Origin of the sequence: Shewanella decolorationis (assembly GCF_004354305.1) — a bacterium.
GTDB lineage: Bacteria > Pseudomonadota > Gammaproteobacteria > Enterobacterales > Shewanellaceae > Shewanella > Shewanella decolorationis.
Genome location: NZ_CP037898.1, coordinates 2,286,669 through 2,306,041, shown reverse-complemented (window position 1 = coordinate 2,306,041; position 19,373 = coordinate 2,286,669). Strand labels below are relative to the sequence as shown.

At 46.3% G+C, this 19,373-nt stretch carries 17 protein-coding genes and 1 pseudogene; 9 read left to right on the top strand and 9 right to left on the bottom strand.

All coding sequences use genetic code 11. The annotated features are described in order from the left end of the window. Nucleotides 1-212: 212 nt before the first annotated feature. The 3 genes from EYR25_RS10505 to EYR25_RS10495 all read left to right on the top strand — a co-directional run bounded on the left by EYR25_RS10505 (nt 213) and on the right by EYR25_RS10495 (nt 2,810). Nucleotides 213-1,253 (top strand): NADP(H)-dependent aldo-keto reductase, encoded by a 1,041-nt coding sequence (locus tag EYR25_RS10505; RefSeq protein ID WP_133179945.1) that lies wholly within the window; start codon nt 213-215, stop codon nt 1,251-1,253. A 303-nt stretch (nt 1,254-1,556) separates the two neighbouring features. Beyond that, the gene (ompV, locus tag EYR25_RS10500; RefSeq protein ID WP_133179943.1) at nt 1,557-2,330 is read left to right on the top strand and encodes an outer membrane protein OmpV; all 774 of its coding nucleotides are present in this window, start codon (nt 1,557-1,559) and stop codon (nt 2,328-2,330) included. Nucleotides 2,331-2,351: 21 nt separating this feature from the next. Continuing rightward, nucleotides 2,352-2,810 (top strand): CC0125/CC1285 family lipoprotein, encoded by a 459-nt coding sequence (locus tag EYR25_RS10495; protein ID WP_023265858.1) that lies wholly within the window; start codon nt 2,352-2,354, stop codon nt 2,808-2,810. Nucleotides 2,811-3,046: 236 nt separating this feature from the next. Here the strand turns inward: EYR25_RS10495 and EYR25_RS10490 are convergent, their stop codons facing one another. The 4 genes from EYR25_RS10490 to EYR25_RS10475 are packed head-to-tail and all read right to left on the bottom strand — an operon-like array spanning nt 3,047 to nt 6,277. Beyond that, nucleotides 3,047-4,339 (bottom strand): ATP-binding protein, encoded by a 1,293-nt coding sequence (locus EYR25_RS10490; RefSeq protein ID WP_023265857.1) that lies wholly within the window; start codon nt 4,337-4,339, stop codon nt 3,047-3,049. Next, complete coding sequence (locus EYR25_RS10485) at nt 4,336-5,043, bottom strand: response regulator (RefSeq protein ID WP_133179941.1); 708 nt, start codon at nt 5,041-5,043, stop codon at nt 4,336-4,338. Before EYR25_RS10485 ends, EYR25_RS10490 begins: the two co-directional genes overlap by 4 nt. Nucleotide 5,044: 1 nt before the next feature. Further along, nucleotides 5,045-5,428: a DUF3019 domain-containing protein gene (locus EYR25_RS10480; RefSeq protein ID WP_023265855.1), complete on the bottom strand. Its 384-nt coding sequence runs from the start codon at nt 5,426-5,428 to the stop codon at nt 5,045-5,047. Nucleotides 5,429-5,437: 9 nt separating this feature from the next. Next, complete coding sequence (locus EYR25_RS10475) at nt 5,438-6,277, bottom strand: MipA/OmpV family protein (RefSeq protein WP_133179939.1); 840 nt, start codon at nt 6,275-6,277, stop codon at nt 5,438-5,440. Between the two features lie 395 nt (nt 6,278-6,672). Here EYR25_RS10475 and EYR25_RS10470 point away from each other — a divergent pair. The 4 genes and pseudogenes from EYR25_RS10470 to EYR25_RS10455 all read left to right on the top strand — a co-directional run bounded on the left by EYR25_RS10470 (nt 6,673) and on the right by EYR25_RS10455 (nt 10,620). Continuing rightward, a pseudogene (locus tag EYR25_RS10470) lies at nt 6,673-7,095 on the top strand (VOC family protein). A gap of 174 nt (nt 7,096-7,269) precedes the next feature. Beyond that, nucleotides 7,270-7,797, top strand: a complete 528-nt coding sequence (locus EYR25_RS10465; protein ID WP_133179937.1) for a CbrC family protein — start codon at nt 7,270-7,272, stop codon at nt 7,795-7,797. Between the two features lie 240 nt (nt 7,798-8,037). Beyond that, complete coding sequence (locus tag EYR25_RS10460; RefSeq protein WP_235056932.1) at nt 8,038-8,286, top strand: hypothetical protein; 249 nt, start codon at nt 8,038-8,040, stop codon at nt 8,284-8,286. A gap of 57 nt (nt 8,287-8,343) precedes the next feature. Beyond that, a complete protein-coding gene (locus EYR25_RS10455; RefSeq protein WP_133179935.1) occupies nt 8,344-10,620 on the top strand; it encodes a TonB-dependent receptor in 2,277 nt (758 codons plus the stop codon). A gap of 63 nt (nt 10,621-10,683) precedes the next feature. Here the strand turns inward: EYR25_RS10455 and dbpA are convergent, their stop codons facing one another. The 4 genes from dbpA to EYR25_RS10435 form a co-directional block, all read right to left on the bottom strand. Then, a complete protein-coding gene (gene dbpA, locus EYR25_RS10450) occupies nt 10,684-12,060 on the bottom strand; it encodes an ATP-dependent RNA helicase DbpA (protein ID WP_133182819.1) in 1,377 nt (458 codons plus the stop codon). Nucleotides 12,061-12,562: 502 nt separating this feature from the next. Further along, nucleotides 12,563-13,420, bottom strand: a complete 858-nt coding sequence (locus tag EYR25_RS10445; protein WP_133179933.1) for a pirin family protein — start codon at nt 13,418-13,420, stop codon at nt 12,563-12,565. Nucleotides 13,421-14,019: 599 nt separating this feature from the next. Beyond that, a complete protein-coding gene (locus EYR25_RS10440) occupies nt 14,020-15,120 on the bottom strand; it encodes a hypothetical protein (RefSeq protein ID WP_133179931.1) in 1,101 nt (366 codons plus the stop codon). A gap of 730 nt (nt 15,121-15,850) precedes the next feature. After that, nucleotides 15,851-16,051 carry a YheV family putative zinc ribbon protein gene (locus EYR25_RS10435; RefSeq protein WP_011621538.1) on the bottom strand — a complete coding sequence of 67 codons (201 nt, stop codon included), beginning with the start codon at nt 16,049-16,051 and terminating at the stop codon, nt 15,851-15,853. Nucleotides 16,052-16,442: 391 nt separating this feature from the next. Here EYR25_RS10435 and EYR25_RS10430 point away from each other — a divergent pair, with 391 nt between their 5' ends. Continuing rightward, the gene (locus tag EYR25_RS10430) at nt 16,443-18,356 is read left to right on the top strand and encodes an ABC transporter ATP-binding protein (RefSeq protein ID WP_133179929.1); all 1,914 of its coding nucleotides are present in this window, start codon (nt 16,443-16,445) and stop codon (nt 18,354-18,356) included. A 34-nt stretch (nt 18,357-18,390) separates the two neighbouring features. Further along, complete coding sequence (locus tag EYR25_RS10425; protein ID WP_133179926.1) at nt 18,391-18,852, top strand: DUF2390 domain-containing protein; 462 nt, start codon at nt 18,391-18,393, stop codon at nt 18,850-18,852. Between the two features lie 17 nt (nt 18,853-18,869). On the opposite strand, the gene EYR25_RS10420 is transcribed toward EYR25_RS10425, so the two are convergent. Further along, a complete protein-coding gene (locus EYR25_RS10420) occupies nt 18,870-19,280 on the bottom strand; it encodes a GFA family protein (RefSeq protein WP_039978046.1) in 411 nt (136 codons plus the stop codon). Between the last annotated feature and the right edge of the window lie 93 nt (nt 19,281-19,373).

Here is a 19,373-nt window from a genome sequence, read left to right as displayed (position 1 = left end):
AAATCCCTATCTTCCGCTTCAAATCGAGCCTAAGACACAAAACTCACACTCAGCGCTGACTTAATGTACAAAGATTTGCCATAAGCCCAACAAAATCTCGGTAAGACATTGGTCATTTTTAACCCACCAACATCCATACCACCTCATTAACCTTTGCTTTACAGCAAAAGCTTGATAGCCTCGGACTAAGATAGTTTCCGTAGGAGAAATAGATGGAATACAGACGCATACCGCATTCTAATCTCGAGGTGAGCAAAATCTGTTTAGGTACTATGACTTGGGGCGAGCAAAATACCCAAGCCGAGGCCTTTGCACAGCTAGACTACGCCATAGGCAGTGGCATCAACTTTATTGATACTGCGGAAATGTACCCTGTACCGCCAAAGCCGGAAACCCAAGGCGAAACCGAGCGCATTTTGGGTCAATATATCAAGGCCCGTGGCAATCGTGATGACTTAGTGATCGCCACTAAGATTGCCGCACCGGGTGGCAAGAGTGACTATATTCGCAAGAATATGGCACTGGACTGGAACAACATTCACCAAGCGGTCGATGCCTCACTCGAACGCCTGCAAATCGATACTATCGATCTCTACCAAGTACATTGGCCAGACCGCAATACCAACTTCTTCGGGGAATTATTTTACGACGAGCAAGAGATTGAGCAGCAAACGCCAATCCTCGAAACCCTCGAAGCCCTCGCCGAAGTCATTCGCCAAGGTAAAGTGCGCTACATTGGCGTGTCGAACGAGACCCCTTGGGGACTGATGAAATACCTGCAACTGGCGGAAAAACACGGCCTGCCGCGCATTGTTACCGTGCAAAACCCCTATAATCTACTCAACCGCAGCTTTGAAGTGGGCATGAGTGAAATCAGCCACCGCGAAGAATTGCCACTGCTGGCCTACTCCCCCTTAGCCTTTGGTGCTTTAAGCGGCAAATATTGCAATAACCAATGGCCAGAAGGCGCGCGCTTAACCCTGTTCAAACGCTTCGCCCGTTACACAGGATCACAAATGGCACTCGATGCTACGGCAGCCTACGTAGACTTAGCCCGCGAGTTTAATCTCTCCCCCGCACAAATGGCGTTAGCCTTTGTTAACTCACGTAAATTTATTGGCTCAAATATCATTGGCGCCACAGACTTATACCAACTGAAAGAGAATATCGACAGCTTAAAGGTCAGCCTCTCCCCCGAGTTACTCAGCCGTCTCAATGCACTCTCAGAGCAATTTAGATTGCCCTGTCCTTAGCCAATCAGGCGTTTAATATGGCAATTCAATGGCATCAAAATATAACCTGATGCCATTGGTTGCTATGAGTCAAATTCTATTCTCCCGCATCATTTCCCCAGCAAGTGTTTGACGCTTGTGCGTAATTTTATTGCCACCACAAAATAACCCCGCGTTAAAGCACCTCAAGAGCAAGGTTCCTAACTTCTATCATGCAATTGACCTTAAGGTTAAACACCTAGGTTACATACGGATACAAAGTCCTTTTAGAAACTGAAATATAGTGCTCGCACTACCACTCGACAGAAATTTTAAGGATAGAAAATGAAGAAACTTTGCTTTGTTATCACAAGTGTTTTGATGTCTAGCCATGCTTTTGCAGAGAGCAATACTTACATTCGTAACGGTAATGTTTATAGCCATCAAAATCAGTTTTTTGCAGGAGTTGGTGTCGCAACTGGCAGCAAGTTTTACAAAGGACAAGATCACCAAACGGGTGCCTACTTCAATGGAGGCTACCATGGTGAGGACTTCAACGCCGATCTGTCCGGAATTAACTATCGCTTTTTAGGAACAAATGATAGTGCTATCAATTTCAGCGTATTTGCGGTTGCTAACCCAGGGTTTGATGCAGATGATGCTGATATTCTAGCGGGCATGAAAGATCGCAAATTCAGCGGAGATTTGGGCTTAAACGCTGACATTCATTTAGGTGTGGGTACGCTATCAACCAAATTCCAACACGATGTGACCAATGTTTATGATGGTTTTCAGGCTGATATCACCTATTACCACCCTATCAATCTTGGTTTTGCGGACCTGGTTCCTTATGCAGGAGTGCATTACTTCAGTAAAGACTTTGCAAACTACTACACAGGCGTCAAGTCATCCGAAGCCACAGCACAACGCTCAGCTTATCAGGCCGATGGCACCTTCGCCTACAAACTGGGTTACACCTTAGTCATTCCTGTCACTAAACATTTAGACATTACACAGGCTACAGGTTATTCGCACTTGGGTGCCAATATGGCTGACTCTCCGCTTATTGATAGCCGTAACCAGTGGGTGACCACCTTAGGTGTGAACTATAGTTTTTGAGTAAAATTTTGAGGCAAGGCCATGATATCAATCAAAAAAACGCTTTTATGCGCAGGTTTAGCCCTAATGCTTTCCGCTTGCGCCACTTCCTACGATACCGAAAAACAATTTTGGTCATTCGGTAAAGGATTTGAAACCGTACAAATTGCTCCCGATAGCTGGCAGATCAGTTTTGTAGGCAATACTCATACTGACCGCGCATTAGCCCGTAAATACGTTATGCGTAAATCGGCAGAGTTATGTAAGCAGGCAGGTTATCGCTACTTTACATTTACCCATGAGCAAACAGATCGTGATGCCATTGGCCAATTTGGGGTAGGTGCAACCGCAAGTAAGGATCTCTTGTGGGGAACGTCAACAATGAATCAGGAAACCTCCGTGATGGTCGAAGTGACAGGTTTGCATAACAAGCCTGAGAATACCGATTCTCGCATCTACGATACGGATTACATCCTCAATAATGTTGATGTAAAAAGTTAATGACTAGGGCGTGTTGACGTTTCGAGATTAGATGTTGTTCGTTCTGGCAAGCACGTACTCGCGAAACGAGGAATGATGTGTGGTTATTCTACTCAAATGACGAGCGGCTCTTAAGCTAGCCACATTGCTGCAAAAATAACCCTGAAACGTCAACACGCCCGAATGACTTCCCGTCTTTGATAGCTCACTAACAAAGACGGGAATTATGTTGAAGTGGAGGATTAAACGCGACGCAGCTATCGTTCAATCTTAAATTTGAGTGACATACGTGCCCCACCCAGCTCAGGAGCGCGTCCGATACACAGTGGCACGTCCATCCAACGACCAATTCTATCGACAATAGCTAACCCCATACCATGACCCGCATTTCCGCGACTATGCAACCCACGCACAAAAGGTTTGATCACTTGAGTAGACTCTTGCTCATCAATCCCCGGCCCATCATCGTCAACATGCAACCAAGCATTGTTTTGCTCTACAGTGATGCTCAGCCTAATTTGTGCTTGGCCAAAACGTAGCGCATTACTGAATAAATTATTCACCTGCATGGATAAGTATTTAGGATCAATTTTGACGTTAATTGGTGTCGAATAGGGAAACAATTCCACTGAAAATCCTGAAAATGATTGGCCTTGATACTTTTCAGCTAACCACGCATTCAACTCAATCGATTGCCATTCTGGCTGGATGTTAGCCTCATCAAGACGGGCGTAACTCAGTAGTGTCATCACCAAGTCTTCCATCGTATCCAAATCACGATTCAAACGCTGGAAATACTTTACTCTAAGCTGTTCATTTTGGGTTTCTTCCAAGGCTTCAATACCAAACCTGAGCCTCGCTATTGGGGTTTTTAAGTCGTGAGAAACCGCCCGACTAAGTAACTTGTTGTCATCAATGAGTTGCTGAATGCGATCAGCCATACGGTTGAATTCAGTTTCAATTATGCCTATATACGATGTTTTTTTAACAGGGATTCTCTGCTGTAAATCTCCCATACCCAACGCTTGGGTTGCCTCACTGAGATTCACTAGTTGACGGATTAGAGGAGAAACCCAAACCAACAAAATCACGACTAAGCCGCTATAAAAAAGTATGGTGTACAGCTTATTTAAGGTAAAACTAACATCACTTGGCGCCACAATATCAGTATTAATATTCAACACTTGCCTAGTTTTAGGCAGTAAATAATGCAAAGAAATACCCTCGTCTGAATCCAGTAGCAGCGACTCTCCTGAATCAAACGCAGTTTTAAGTGCTGAGGGTAAGACAAAATCGGCTTCGCTTATTAAAGACAATTGCTCTGAATTAAGTCGGTTCCAATTTTCGATAAAACCAGTTTGAATGGCACTATCTTCATCTAATGTTTTAGCCAAAGTACTCCCCAACCGCTTTAATGCAGCGAGGTGAGTTATAGCACTTTGCGTTTCATTTTCAGGGTCTAAGAGGTTAGCAAACTCAGTTATAGACCAACCTAAACTTGCAATAGAAACCAGAACGACTAATACCAGAGAAGTCATTAACTTCTTCATAAAACACGCTCTGCGGCGCCGTCATGGCAGAAAAGGTATCCCTTACCACGAATCGTTTTAACCTTGTAAGGTAGGTTTGCTGCTTCCTGCAATTTTTTGCGCAAACGGGAAACCCGAATATCCACCGAACGATCTAAGCCATCATATTCAAAGCCCCGCAACTGAGCCACCAACTCATTACGACTGACAATGGTTCCCGCCTTCGATGCTAACAGCCACAACACATCAAATTCATTGGCATTCAAATCCAATGGCCGCTTATCAATAACAACCGATTTTGCCGTCGCATTGAGTACCATAGAACCGAAGACTAATTGCTGTTTTTGTTCTTCATCACTGACTCGGCGCAGCAAGGCTTTTATACGCGCTAACAGCACCTGAGGTCGAATCGGTTTTGTGAGGTAATCATCGGCTCCAGCATCTAAACCACGGATTTCATCACCATCTTCTACACAAGCCGTCATAAATAAAATCGGCCCTGAATAAAACGTCCTCGCTTCTTTACATACATCAAAACCATTCTTAACGGGCATCATGACATCGAGTAAGACTAGGTCAGGCGTATCTTCAGCTATCATTTCTAAAGCAAAGTCACCTTGGCTAGCGACAGTGACTAGATAGCCATGCTCCAATAAATAATCACTTATCCACTCCGCGAGCGAGATATCATCTTCGACGACTAAAATGTGTTTACCGACTGTCATACTAGAATAACCTCCAGCCAGATTGACTCTGTTTGGGTGCTTTATAGACCCATGTGACCACCACTTTGACTTGGGCAAGCGGCCGCACGTCATCATTTCGGATCAAACTAAAAGTCGCGGTTTTATCGCCCTCAAAACTATATTGGTATTCTTGTAACGTTTTGCCACTCCAGCATGTTAGCTGTTGCTGACGATCTGTCAGAATAAGGCAATACTCACCACTCGTAGGGGTCTGCCATCGAAACAGAACATCCTGATAGCAAGTTTGTCCTTTATGGAGCGCAATACAACGCTCTGGAGTAGCAGTAAAAATCACCGCATCATCTTGGCCCCAAGCGAAGAGAGGTGCATTGAGCAACACTAACCATAGATAAAATCGCTTCATGCCTCCTCCCTAAAACACATAACTGATTGAGGCATTAAAATACGATGTATAACCTGCTTGATTAAAAGGACTGTCGGTCACTTCACTGGACAACAGGTTTAAGCGATACATAGCTCGAAAAACTAAGCTCTCGCTCAGAGGGTAGGCAACGCCAAGTTCAACCCCATAATTAAATGAACTACTCGGACGATATTCGGGAAAGCGTTCCGTCGCTTCTTCTTTGCTTACACCAAAAAGATAGCGATTCAAGGTCGCAGAAGAGTAACCTATGCTTCCTAGTAGGTGAAAATTCCAATTACGAACCAGCCACGACTTACCCAATCTAGCAGAACTCTGAATGCCCTGATCATCATAATAATCAGACACTAATCGATACTGAAAGACATAGTTATCGCCCCAATAACGCGTTGCACGAAATCCGGCACCGATATAGAGCGAATCTTCAGATAACAAATAAGCATTCCGACCAGCTTCATCGAGTGTGCGGGGATCAATATCAGGACGGGACCAAGACCCCTGTAAGTTAGCCAGCAATAACTCTAAAGACCAATCCTCAGAGCTCCACAGATTAATGCCAAGATTCACCCCATCCTGAGACTGGTGGATCATCTCAATAAAAAGCCCCTTGTACTGATACATACCACTGACCAACAGTGACAACTGCGCTGTGCCAGCATCGGTTTGACGAACATCAACTTGATTGATGCCATAAACACTTAATCCCAACTCAAAATTACCACCATCGTCGAAACGATTAGCGACACCACTGACACTGCTCGCAATGTCGGACGCGGCTGAGGTACAGGAAACAATGCTCAGCATTAATACGAAAAACCAATGAATACGCATGCCTATTTAATTCACATTTCTAATGGTTATTTGGCGCTACATTTTACAGCAATTTGTTAGAATATGCGGACTTCAGGGCTATCTTTGCAGCAATTTGGCTGTTATTTATGTAAGCAAAAGTACACTTATGCAGTGATTATGCATAAATAGAGCAAAGACGACTAAGTGCTCACTAACAAGACTCTATCAAGGAGTATCCTGCAAGCAAGTGTGCTAAATTCCACTCATTGAATTGATTGTTGAATTAAGGCGATAACAGCTTTCTCCCGCACAGGGAGTCGTTAAATTGATGAATAGCACGCTATCTGCTCAAGATATCGTTACCTTCCATGTCATAACCCTATCTATCGTCCCCCAAAGCCTATACGGTTGGGACTTAACCTCTAGGATCTAACATGAAACAAGCCATTGTCCATATCGCACTCGTTGTAAGAGATTACGATGAGGCGATTGATTTTTACGTTAATAAACTCAAATTCGAGTTGATTGAAGACAGCTATCAGCCCGAGCAAGATAAACGTTGGGTCGTGGTAGCCCCGCCCAATTCCAGTGGCACCGCCTTATTGTTAGCCAAGGCCTCTAAATCGGAGTAAGAACCCTTTATCGGTAATCAAGCTGGCGGCCGCGTGTTTCTGTTCTTAAATACCGATGATTTTTGGCGCGATTATCACTATATGCAGTCCATTGGGATCCGCTTTATTCGTGAGCCGCAGGTGCAGGATTACGGCACAGTTGCCGTATTTGAAGATCTCTATGGCAACCGTTGGGATTTATTGCAATTGAGCCCTAATCATCCCATGGCAAAAAGATGCCAATAACAGTGCAAAGACCAAGCAGATAGCCAAGTAAAAAAACAGAATAAGCGTTAACTATGTGGCGCTGCGAGTACCAGATAAGTGCTTATCTCATTGAATAAACGATTGAATTAACCACGCAGCTTGATAATAATCGCTTGGCTATTTAATTGCGTTATTCTTCACTTAGGAGTTGAAATGGATTTCCCTCAGTTTACCTACCATCCCAACCCTCTCAATACTGGCGCCGTGATCTCAAGCGATGCAACCTGCGAATGCTGCGGCCAAGCACGGGGATTTATCTGCAGCTCAGGAATGTATTGCTGGGACAATGTTGAAGCTATCTGCCCTTGGTGCGTTGCCGATGGTAGCGCCGCAGACAAATTTAATGGCCATTTTGTCGACGATTATCCCCTGCTCGAAGCGGGGCTAGATATCGCCATAGTGAAGGAAGTGGCGGAAAGAACGCCGGGGTATGTCTCCTGGCAACAGGAAGTCTGGCAATCCCACTGTAATGATGCCTGCGAGTTTCATGGCGATGCCGAACTCGCCGATTTACAAGCCTTACAGGGCGAAGCTTTAGAAGACTTTTTAGCCGAATACCTGCAAAGTCATGACCTATGGCAAAAAATCTTATCTAGCTACCAAAAGGGTGGCAACCCGGCCATCTACAAGTTTAAGTGCCGCCATTGCCAACAAGCGATTTTTACCTTGGATTGCCACTGAACCACTTTATGATCAAAAGTTAATTAGACTCGGTCAATGTAAATCACTTATGTTCAGTTGGTGAATTAGATAAGGCTAAAGCGAATTGGCCTGCATCAGCGACCTAGGTTGCCTGACATAGCGCACGCTTTAGCTTATTTCAACAGGGATATGTGCTTCCCGATAAGACTAACGGCTGAACCTTAACCAATAACAATAATGGCTTATCATCAATTTCGGACTCATAAAAAGTGGCCTTGGTTGCTGCTCAGTGTATGGCTACTGGTTACCCAGTGCTTTGCGCTGACCCATTACACCGAACACAGTCTGGAACATGAACACACCCATTGTATTGTCTGCGATTTTGGCCACGATACCTGTGCAAGTCCGGCATCTATGCCCGTGCTACCACTGGATCTGCAACATGCCAATCATCGTGCCACCACCGCCTATCAAGCCCCTAACTTAGCCCACATCCGCCATGTTGATGTGCGCGCCCCTCCCTTTTAGAAAGCAAATTCAAAAACTTAAAAATTAATTTTTTGCTTATCTACAAGGAAAGGCACAATGAAACTTGCACTATCTTCAATAGCGCTTGCAGTCGCGAGCATGTGTTCATCGGCTATGGCCGCAGAGCTTCAAGGCCAAGTCACTGATCAACAAGGTAACGCGCTCGCCAATGCCCGCGTCAGTGTTGACGGCGGTAACAGCACGACTACGGATACCCAAGGCCAGTATCAACTCAAGATTGCCGATAATAGTCACCTGCACCTACACGTGAGTCATGCGAATTTTAAACATAGCGATCAAGAGATTAGTTCAAAGACTGGTTTGCTCATTCAAGATGTGACGCTGAGCCAAACCCCGATGGAAAATATCGTGGTAACCGCCTCGCCCCTCGCCCGCTCAGCCCTCGAAAGCACCACGCCCATCAGCGTATTGACCGAGGATCAACTCAAGCTCAACACTGAACCCACCTTGGGCGACACCTTAGAAAAACTCCCCGGCGTACAGGCTTCTCACTTTGGTGCGGGTGCCAGTCGGCCGATTATCCGCGGCATGGGCGGCCCCAGAGTACAAGTACTTGAAAATGGCCTGTCGGTTGGCGATGCCTCTACCGTATCGGCGGACCATGCCGTGACCTCCGAGGCCGCCTCAGCGCAGCAGATTGAAATTCTTCGCGGTCCGGGCACCCTACTCTATGGTAATGGCGCCATCGGCGGTGTCGTGAATGTGGTCGATAGCCGCTACAGCGAAACCCCAATCGATGAAGTGACAGGGCACTTTGGCGCTCGCTATGACAGCGCCAATCATGGCCAAACCTACAATGCCGAACTCAACGGGGGTAATGGCCAGTTCAACTGGCATCTGGATGGCACCCACAGAAAAACCGAGGATGTCGACATTCCCGGTAATGCCATTGCCGATATGCCGACCACCCACGGTACCTTAGCCAATAGCCAACTCAAACTCGATGATTACGCCGCAGGCGTTGGCTATACGGGGGATTCGGGTTTTGTTAGCATCTCCGGCGCGCGCACCGAATCCAACTACGGCATCCCCAGCCGTGGTGAGGCCGATGCACCCAATATCACCATCGACTTACAAAAAACCGCTTGGCAGTTACACAGCGGGCTACTCGACCCCTTTGTTGGTTTTAGTAAGTTAAAATTCGACGCAGCTTATAGCGATTATCAACACGCCGAGGAAGAAGATGGTGTTGCTGGCACCACCTTTTTCAACAAGCAGAGCGAAGCACGTTTAAGCCTAAACAATCATCCTTGGGGCGAATGGCAAGGTACTCTTGGGCTGCATGCAGTGCACCGTGACTTTGCGGTGGAAGGCGACGAAGCACTGACTCCCGACAGTAAAACGGACACTCTCGCCGCCTTTATCGTGCAAGAACGTAAGCTGGGGGATTTTCGTTTTGAACTCGGCGGTCGCCTAGAGCATTACCGCCTCGCGCCCGATAGCATGCAACTCGACACGCTTAATGGTGAACAAGAGTATCAACCTAATGATTTAACTGATAATAATGTGACGCTGTCTGCGGGCGTGGTGTGGGACTTTAGCCCATCATACAATCTGGGTCTATCACTCACCCGCGCCGAACGCTCGGCCACCGCCGAAGAGCTTTACAGCTACGGGCCACACGATGCCACTCAAAGCTTTGAGTTAGGGTCGCAATTTAGCCTAGAGAATGGCCAAATCGTTGCCAACAGCGGCAGTAACGATAAGGAAATCGCCAATAATATCGACCTCACGCTGCGTAAGCTGGACGGCGCATGGACAGGTTCACTCAGCCTCGCCTATAACCGAGTCAACAACTTCTACTATGAGCGCAACACTGGACTGGTTGCCTCGGATCTGGTCAACAGCGATGAAGAAGGCGATATGCCGGTTTATCAATATACTCAAGGCGATGCGGATCTTTATTCCATCGAGGCGCAGGCAACGATTCCATTTAATGATCTCTGGTCACTCGGGCTCTTTAGCGACTACACCCGCGGCAAACTCGTCGATGGTGGCAACTTACCGCAAATATCGCCGATGCGTGTCGGCTCGACATTAAACTTCGATCTGCAGCAGTGGCACGCAGAGTTAGGCGCCATAGGCTATGCCCGCCAAACCGACACCGCCGACAATGAGACCGAAACCGCAGGCTATGCCCTAGTGAACGCCGCAGCAACTTATCGCTGGTACACCTCAAGCGGCGATATTTTGGTTTATCTCAAAGGTACCAACCTGCTTAATCAGGAGGCCCGCCCCCATACTTCCCTACTCAAGGATTATGCGCCGTTAATGGGGCGCAACCTGATGCTGGGAGTCACCTATAACTTCTAATCCCAGACCATAAACCAAAAAGCGAAGCCATTTGGCTTCGCTTTTTATTCACTTAACTGCAGGTTATTTCATTAACCACGCGCGGTAGGACTTACCCTTAATGCGGCCGCTGGTGATTTTGCTCAGCGCCTTTTTAGCGACTTTGCGATTCACCGCCACATAGGCGCGATAATCGGTCACAAGGATTTTGCCAACCTGCGAACCTTCGATACCATTCTCTCCAGTGAGGGCACCGAGGATGTCGCCGGGGCGAAGTTTCTCTTTTTTACCTCCATCGATTTGCAGGGTGATCATGGTTGGCGCATTGGGCGCAGTGCCGAGCAAACTTAATGATGGCAAGGCTTCGCTCTGAATATCGCGCTCTAAGTACTCTTCTAATAACGCAATTTTGTAGCCATCTTGATCGTTAAAGAAGGTAAAAGCCGCGCCCTTACTGCCCGCACGGCCGGTACGGCCAATACGGTGAATATGCACTTCGGTATCATAGGCCACGTGGTAGTTAAATACCGCGTCCAGCGCGTCGATATCGAGGCCACGGGCGGCCACATCGGTTGCCACCAACACACAGGCACTCTTGTTAGCAAATTGCAGCAGGGTTTCATCCCGGTCACGCTGCTCTAAATCCCCATGTAGGGCGATAACGCTAAAGCCTAAATCGCTGAGTTCATCGGCCACTTTTTGGGTTTCGCGCTTGGTATTACAAAACACCACAGCGCTCTCGGGCTTACGATCCAGCAGCAATAATTGCAGCGCCTGCATACGCGCATTGTCGTCATCCAAGTGGTAGAAATGCTGCTCGATGGTGCTCTTTTCGTGGGTCACGGCCACTTTCACCATCACTGGGTCATACATAATTTGCTTGGCAATCGACTGAATTTGCTCGGGGAAGGTTGCACTAAACAGCAACGTTTGGCGCTCGCGTGGCGACTGCTCGATAATCGCATCGAGCTGGGGTTGGAAGCCCATTTCCAGCATACGGTCGGCTTCGTCCAGCACGAGCATATTCAGGTTGCTTAGGTCTAAACGGTTACGCTCTAAGTGATCGACAATCCGCCCCGGTGTACCGACAATAATGTGGGCGCCATGCTCGAGCGAACCGATTTGCGGCCCCATGGGCACGCCACCGCAAAGAGTGAGCACTTTTACGTTGTGAATACCACGCGCCAGTGTGCGGATCTCCTGCGCCACTTGGTCAGCCAGTTCGCGGGTTGGACACAGCACTAAGGTTTGAATGCGAAAACGCTTCACATCTAATTTGTTCAGCAGACCTAAACCGAAAGCCGCCGTTTTACCCGAACCCGTCTTGCCCTGACCAATCACATCCTCACCCGCTAAAATGGCTGGCAGACTCTGCGCCTGAATTGGCGTCATTTCGTGATAGCCCATAGTGGTAAGGTTCTCAAGCAGTTCGGGTTTTAGCTTAAGAGTCGAGAAAGCCATTGAAGGCTGAGTGTCTGAATTGCTCAAGGCGAATATCCTGTGGTGGGTAACCCGCGCTGGCATAAACTCAGGCAAGTCACTGAAATTGCATAGTGTTACTGATTAAATACGCTTATCGCTTCGGGGCGTTTAGCCATTTGTTTAGGTCTTTATTTCTGGCGGTTAAGTTAACTAAGCCTTTAACTTATGCTTTTAAACTAGCTCTTTAAATAAGCTACGCCACTCACGTAATAAGGCTAAGTCGGCAACTTGCCGTGTTCAGTCTTATCCGCGCCATCCCAAAGCTAGGCTATTGTAGCAATAAAGCGCGCCCTTTTCCTGAAGTCTTTCGCTTAACCACCAAAGCAGGCTTTATTGCCTGCTTTAAAGAGAGTCATTAATCAGAAGTGCGCCAACAAAAAGCCCTGCATTGGCAGGGCTTGGTGGCTGTGACTACGGAAAAACAAGCTTTGTACTAGCAGTGTTTTTCAAGCAAGGAGTCAATATTTAAAAACAGGGAGACTTAGGCGATGCTGCCAAAGCGACCCTCTTGATAATCGCGAATCGCCTGTTGAATCTCCGCTTGGGTGTTCATCACAAAGGGGCCCATTTGGACAATTTTTTCGCGAATCGGTTTACCCACAAACAGTAGCATGCCCGCACCGCGTTCATCGGCCTTAAGCTGCAATGGTGTTTGGCTATCGAGCACTAAAAACTGGCCTTCATTGAATGAAAACTGCGAGCCTTCGCCCTTACTCAAGCCACCTTGGTAAAGATAGAGGGCGGCAAACTCATGCTTGGATAAATCGAGCTGCGCCTCACCATTAGCATTTATCATCAAGTCGGCAATCGCCGCTTCGCCCGCTAATCCTTGGATGGTGGCACTGATTGTACTCTTACCCGCAAATGCCCAATCCCCCGCCAAGGCTTTAAGGGTTGCGCCTGTGTCGTTCGAGGTTTCAACACTAGGGGTTGAAGCCGTATCTTGATAAGTCGCGGGGCGCAGTTTGTCCTTGGCAGGCATATTGACCCAAATTTGGAAGCCATGCAGACCATTAAGCGCATCGGCCAGCGGCATTTCGGAATGCACCACGCCGTAACCCGTGCTCATCCACTGCACATCGCCAGCACGAATCGCTTTGACGTTACCCATCTGATCGCGATGCTCAAACCCGCCCTTGCGTATGTAAGTAAAGGTCTCCATTCCACGGTGCGGATGCGGCGGAAAGCCACCGATAAAATCCTGTTTATCATCGGATTTAATCTCATCCATCATCAAAAACGGATCAAAATGGGTCGTGATAAAGTCCGCCACACGGCGAATATTCACCCCATCGCCATCCATCGCAGGTTTAGCAGAAAACTGACCTAAGACTTTCATTTTATGCTCCTAACTCGTAAGGCATTAGCCAGTGCACTCACGATCACTTGGCTTAGAAGTGACCGCGTGAAACAGTGGCAATGCTAATGGAGGCAGAATAACAAGGAAATTTGCAAAAGAATAACGCGAAATCACGCTTGGATTATTCTAAAAAATAGAATGGTTGGTGTTAGAGCAAAATATATATTGGCCCAACTTAATTCTTCAAAAACTTACTTTTAGAGAGAGTAAATGAATGAAAATAGTCTTGAACAAGGCGGAGTACTGTTGGTCGAAAATGTAAAAGTAATTGCCATTATCTCCCCAGTGACACGCCGTCCTATTCTTTCACAAAAAGTGTCCCTATAGGTTCGACGACGACATCTGCTGTACAGGATGCACTAATGCAACGATCACATTGATGTGAATGAGCTGCCCTGTCGCCAACGGTCACTGGTGCCCCAATGCCAATTTTAACTACCCATTTGCGATATGTACGTAAAAAACAAAGGGACAAAAATGAGTTAGGTTATTAACTCTAACTCGTCATTCTCGGATGAAAATCTCTATGGGCTAACGCCTAAATCAGGTGAGCCGTAGGCGTCACCTGGATTTACTTGTTATGTGAATTTTATCTTAGATATATCTGAAATTAACTTTTCTTGTAAAAGATTTTCTCTTGCTTCAGGAGCTAGCCTTGATGGGATGGTGTCTATTTTTTTTATTTCTTCTTCCTTTTGATCCTTATTCAAACTTTCGCATAATTGAAGTCTTACAGAGTCAAAAATCGACATATCATAGTCTTCTAAAAATGATCGTTCTGTGAAATATCTAAAATCTTCTTGAAGTACTTGTTTTCTTTCATTAGACCAAGAGTCAAAAACTCTAGGAGAAATCCACCATTCTCCATCCATCATCATTGATGACTCTATGAAGTTCAATGTTTTTATATCGGTACTTAGATTGTAGAGATAATGTTCAACGTAATTGTTATGAGAAAGTATAATTAAGTCAGCGCTTTCCTTATAAGGTATGAGGAATATGAAATTATCACAGTATGTGTTTTTAAATACTAACTGTACTTTGTTGTGCAAAGCGACTGGAACATTAAATTTTATATTCTTGTATATTATAGTAACGTCCAAATCTACAGCTTCTGAAAAAGGCTTTAATGTGACAGAATTACCGTTATAACCACTAATTCTCTGGTCTGCCTCAGGGAAATCTAACAGTAAATCATAAAAAAGCATGAGCAATTTCGACGTGCTCATTACTTTTCTGTTTTCATGACTTGAGTCAAATAAAAACTCATTTTTAAATGCAGTTAACTCACCTTCTTTATATATTTCGTGTTCAAAAGACTCTTTACTCAGTGAACGGTATATTTGCAGGAATATATCTCTAATTGTAATTATTCCGTTTTGATCGACCGTAGAAAACAAATCGTCATGTTCTTTACAAAAGCCTTTAAAGGTTGTTGCGTCATTAATTCCTTTTTCTTTAAAAACAATATCTTTTCTCTCGTTAGTATCATTTCTTAGTGAAATGGGGGTGACTAATTTACCGTCGACAGCTAAGTGGCTAAGTGAAAACTGCTTCGATATTGTATGAGAGTTAATGGCTTTCTCTTCACAATCGGGATAGAAACAAGTGTGTTTGTGTTTTTTTGAAAATTTTTTGGAAATGAAATTATAGAAATCAGTGTTTATCTGTTGACTCATTGATTACTCCATTCACATGACATTTTATTAGTGCGTATGCGCGTTTATCACGTTAGACCAGTAAAAATGCGCAAAGTTAACTATCTGTTTATGCAGAAGTTATCAGCTTTCTATAAAATACACCATCTGGAAAAACGCGCATACGCGTTTTCCAAACCTATTAACTAAGATTTAGTTACTATATTCAACTGATTTTAAAGAATTTTATTTATTTCGGATGGAATTAATGCGCACTGATATTGTCTTAAAATCACACCAAAATATCTAAATTTAAATATGACTGTATAGCCATATATTATTAGCCACTTCGCGGTAGGGCCAAACATAGGTAACTAGATGAGATTTTGCAGGGCAATTCATTCGTTAGTTTTCAATTCACTAAATGAATGCTAGCCAGCTTTGGTGCAAAAGCATTTAGCCAGATGAGCAGTACAATAATCGTAAAGATTGGCATTGTTGTAACTGTGACCGTTGGCGGCAAGGCCACTCTTTCACATCTGACCCATAGGGATATGGGAAATGCCACTATGATGTTGGGAACATCATTGGCCATGTGATCGCGGCATTTACACTTCCATGTGTTACAGATGCCGCCGTCGAGCCCTCTGGGAGGCTTCTTGTGAAATAAAAGGGTGGCGTGCCACAGGGGAAACAATGACAATCCTGTACAGCGAGTTGGAGAGACTTTTGAAATCCAGCTTTAAAACTAACAGGCAAAGCAACACCAAGCCTAGTCAGGCTTAAACACCCCAATCACGGCACCTGTGGCTTTTTCGGTGACTTTGACATCGGTTTGCTGTTCGCGGTAATCACAGTCGGTGCATTCTACGGTTTCGATACCGTTTTCTTTAAACAGCAGAATGCTGTCCTTGGCGCCACATTTTGGGCATTTTGCGCCAGCAACGAAGCGCTTTTTGATTTTGGTTGTCATGCTAATACCTTTAATGCACAGACCAGCTCAGTTGAATCAGAAGATGACTACGCTTCGCTTGCAAAACCGAAAGCGTGAGCCTGAAATTGGCGGCTATTTTGCCACAGTGCCCAGCTATTGCCAGCCTTTAAACCAAGTTGTGATGCCATAAAATATGAGTAGGTGTAAGCATCTTGCGGGATTCACTTAAGAAGGATTTGCCAAATCGGCCGTACACTCGCTTTGCCACTCATCCTAAGAGCGCCCTAAAAGCCGCCACAACATTCGCCAAAAATAAGAAGTAAAAAGTGCAAGAAATCCTCAGCAACTCGGCCTAAGTTGTGGTTTGCCATCGGCTTGTACGTTATCATCACAGCCCTTACTCATTCATGATATGACCAAGTTGTAGTTAATGATCAGCATCAACCAAGCGCAATTAATCCGTGGCAGCAAAACCCTGCTCGACGAAGCCTCTTTGACCATCTATCCCGGCCATAAGGTCGGCCTAGTCGGCGCCAATGGCACGGGTAAGTCCTCACTGCTGGCATTAATTATGGGTCACCTGAGCTTAGACAAAGGCGAGTTTAGTATGCCTTCGGGTTGGCAAATCGCCACCGTAGCTCAAGAAACGCCCGCGCTGGAAGTCTCGGCACTTGAGTATGTACTTGATGGTGATAAAGAATATCGCCAGCTTGAGGCCGATTTGCATATCGCGCAAGAACACAATGATGGCCATGCCATTGCCACCTTGCACGGAAAAATCGATGCCATTGGCGGCTACGCCATTCGTGCCCGCGCAGGTGCCTTGCTGGCAGGTTTAGGCTTTAGCGAAACCGAGCAAAACAACCCAGTGAAAAGCTTTTCGGGCGGTTGGCGGATGCGCCTCAACCTTGCCCAAGCGCTGCTGTGCCGCTCCGACTTACTGCTGCTCGACGAACCGACCAACCACTTAGACTTAGATACCATGTACTGGCTCGAAGGGTGGATTAAGTCCTATCAAGGCACGCTGATTTTAATCAGCCACGATAGGGATTTTATCGACGAGATTGTCGATGAAATCGTCCATGTTGAGAATCAAAAACTCAATTATTACAAAGGCAACTACAGTGCCTTTGAGCGCATCCGTGCCGAACGTATGGCGCAGCAACAGGTCGCCTATGAGCGCCAACAAAAAGAACGGGCGCATATGCAGTCCTTCGTCGACCGCTTCCGCTACAAGGCCAGTAAAGCCAAGCAAGCGCAGAGCCGCTTAAAGGCGCTGGAAAGAATGACTGAACTGTTGCCATCCCAGGCCGATAGCCCGTTTTATATGGAGTTTCGCCCACCTGAAGCCCTGCCCAATCCATTGATTAAAATGGAACAAGTGGCAGTGGGCTATGGCGATAAGCAAATCCTTAGCAAAGTGCATTTAAACTTAGTGCCCGGCGCCCGTATCGGCCTCTTAGGGCGCAACGGCGCGGGTAAATCGACATTAATCAAACTGTTATCGGGACAACTGTCACCGATGACTGGATTGTATGAGCCAAATCCCGGCCTGAATATCGGTTACTTTGCCCAGCACCAAATCGAATTTTTACGCCTAGACGATACGCCGCTGCAACATCTGGTGCGCCTAGCGCCAAATGCCCGTGAGCAGGAGTTACGTAACTTCCTCGGTGGTTTTGGCTTCCATGGCGATATGGCGCTCTCGCCGGTTCGTCCCTTCTCCGGTGGCGAGAAAGCCCGTTTAGTGTTGGCCCTATTAGTGTGGCAGCGTCCTAACCTATTGCTGCTCGACGAACCCACCAACCACTTAGATCTAGAGATGCGCCATGCGCTTACCATGGCATTGCAAACCTTTGAAGGTGCAATGGTTATCGTATCGCACGACCGTCACTTACTGCGCTTAACCTGTAGCGATTATTATCTGGTTGACCAAGGTGAAGTAAAAGCCTTCGATGGCGATCTTGAAGATTACCACCAATGGTTACTCGACGCAGCGAAAGCCACCAGTGCCAACCAAGCGGCTAACAGCGATGACACAAAACCTGCGGTCGATAAGAAACAGCAAAAGCGATTAGAAGCCGAGCTACGCCAAAAAGTGTCACCCCTTAAACGCAAACAGGCGAAGCTTGAAACCGATCAGCAAAAGCTCAGTGAGCGTCTCGCCGAGCTGGAGCATTTGCTGGCCGATAGCGAATTATATGATCAAGACAACAAAGCCAAGCTAACTTCGGTACTCAGTGAGCGTACCAGCTTGACACAGGCGCTAGAAGAAAGTGAAATGCAATGGCTTGAGTTACAAGAAGAAATAGATGCAATGGAACTTGAGCTAATGGGGCAGTAATTGCCCTCTATCGCCTAACATACAAGGAAGCCGTATGTCGGATGCAACCCCGCTAGACAGCCAAATTTGGCATTGGTGTGATATGAGCTACGGGCAAAATAAACAGCTTTGCCTTGAGCTACAGGATAACAATCAAGTGAACGTGAATTTACTATTGCTGGCGCAATATTTAGATCTCACGCTTGATGTGGCGGGTCCGCGACAGTATACGACCGAACAATGGCAACAGCTGGTGAATGCTGTTTGGGAGTGGGACGAAAAGTTTCTTACGCCCTATCGCCGTTTGCGCCGTCTCGCCAAGGCCAGCCTGAATGAAGAAGAATACCAGCAAATGCTCGATGTTGAGCTGATGATGGAACGTAAGGCGCAGCGCACAATTCTAAATGCCGTCAATGGGTTATCGCCAACCGGCGAACAAACCAACCTGGTGAGTTATCTCGCGCTATTTGGTTTATCCGCAGCGGATGTTAACGCACTGGATTTGATTGCTCCCTAACTGGCCTCATGCACAACTTACTTAGTGCGGGCTTGAGGGTAACGCTGGCAGTTATCCTCAATCTTAAGCCAGCTCGGCTGCTGCTCAGTATAAATATGGTAATTAGGCTGCACTGAATTAGGATCATCTAAGCTGGCAATCGTTAGGGTGAGATAATCGGGATACTCAGTGTGCCTAAAAGTCAGTGAACAGCCGCACTGGGCACAAAAACCACGTCTTACATATTCTGATGAGGCAAACTCAGTCACTTTGCCCTTAAGCCAAGTCACTTGTTGAACCTTAAAATCCATCCAAGCACCAAACACGGCCCCAATGCTTTTTTGGCACATGCGGCAATGGCAATAATCGGCGTCGAAGGGCTTACCCTCAATCCGATAACGAATTGCTCCGCATAAACAGCCGCCTTCTCGTCCTATCTGAGTAAACATTTCGCCCCCATCACCGCCCATCAAATAGCGCGGGATCAGAATATAGTTAATGACCTTAATTTAGCGTATCGACACAGCCAAGCTGAAATCCCA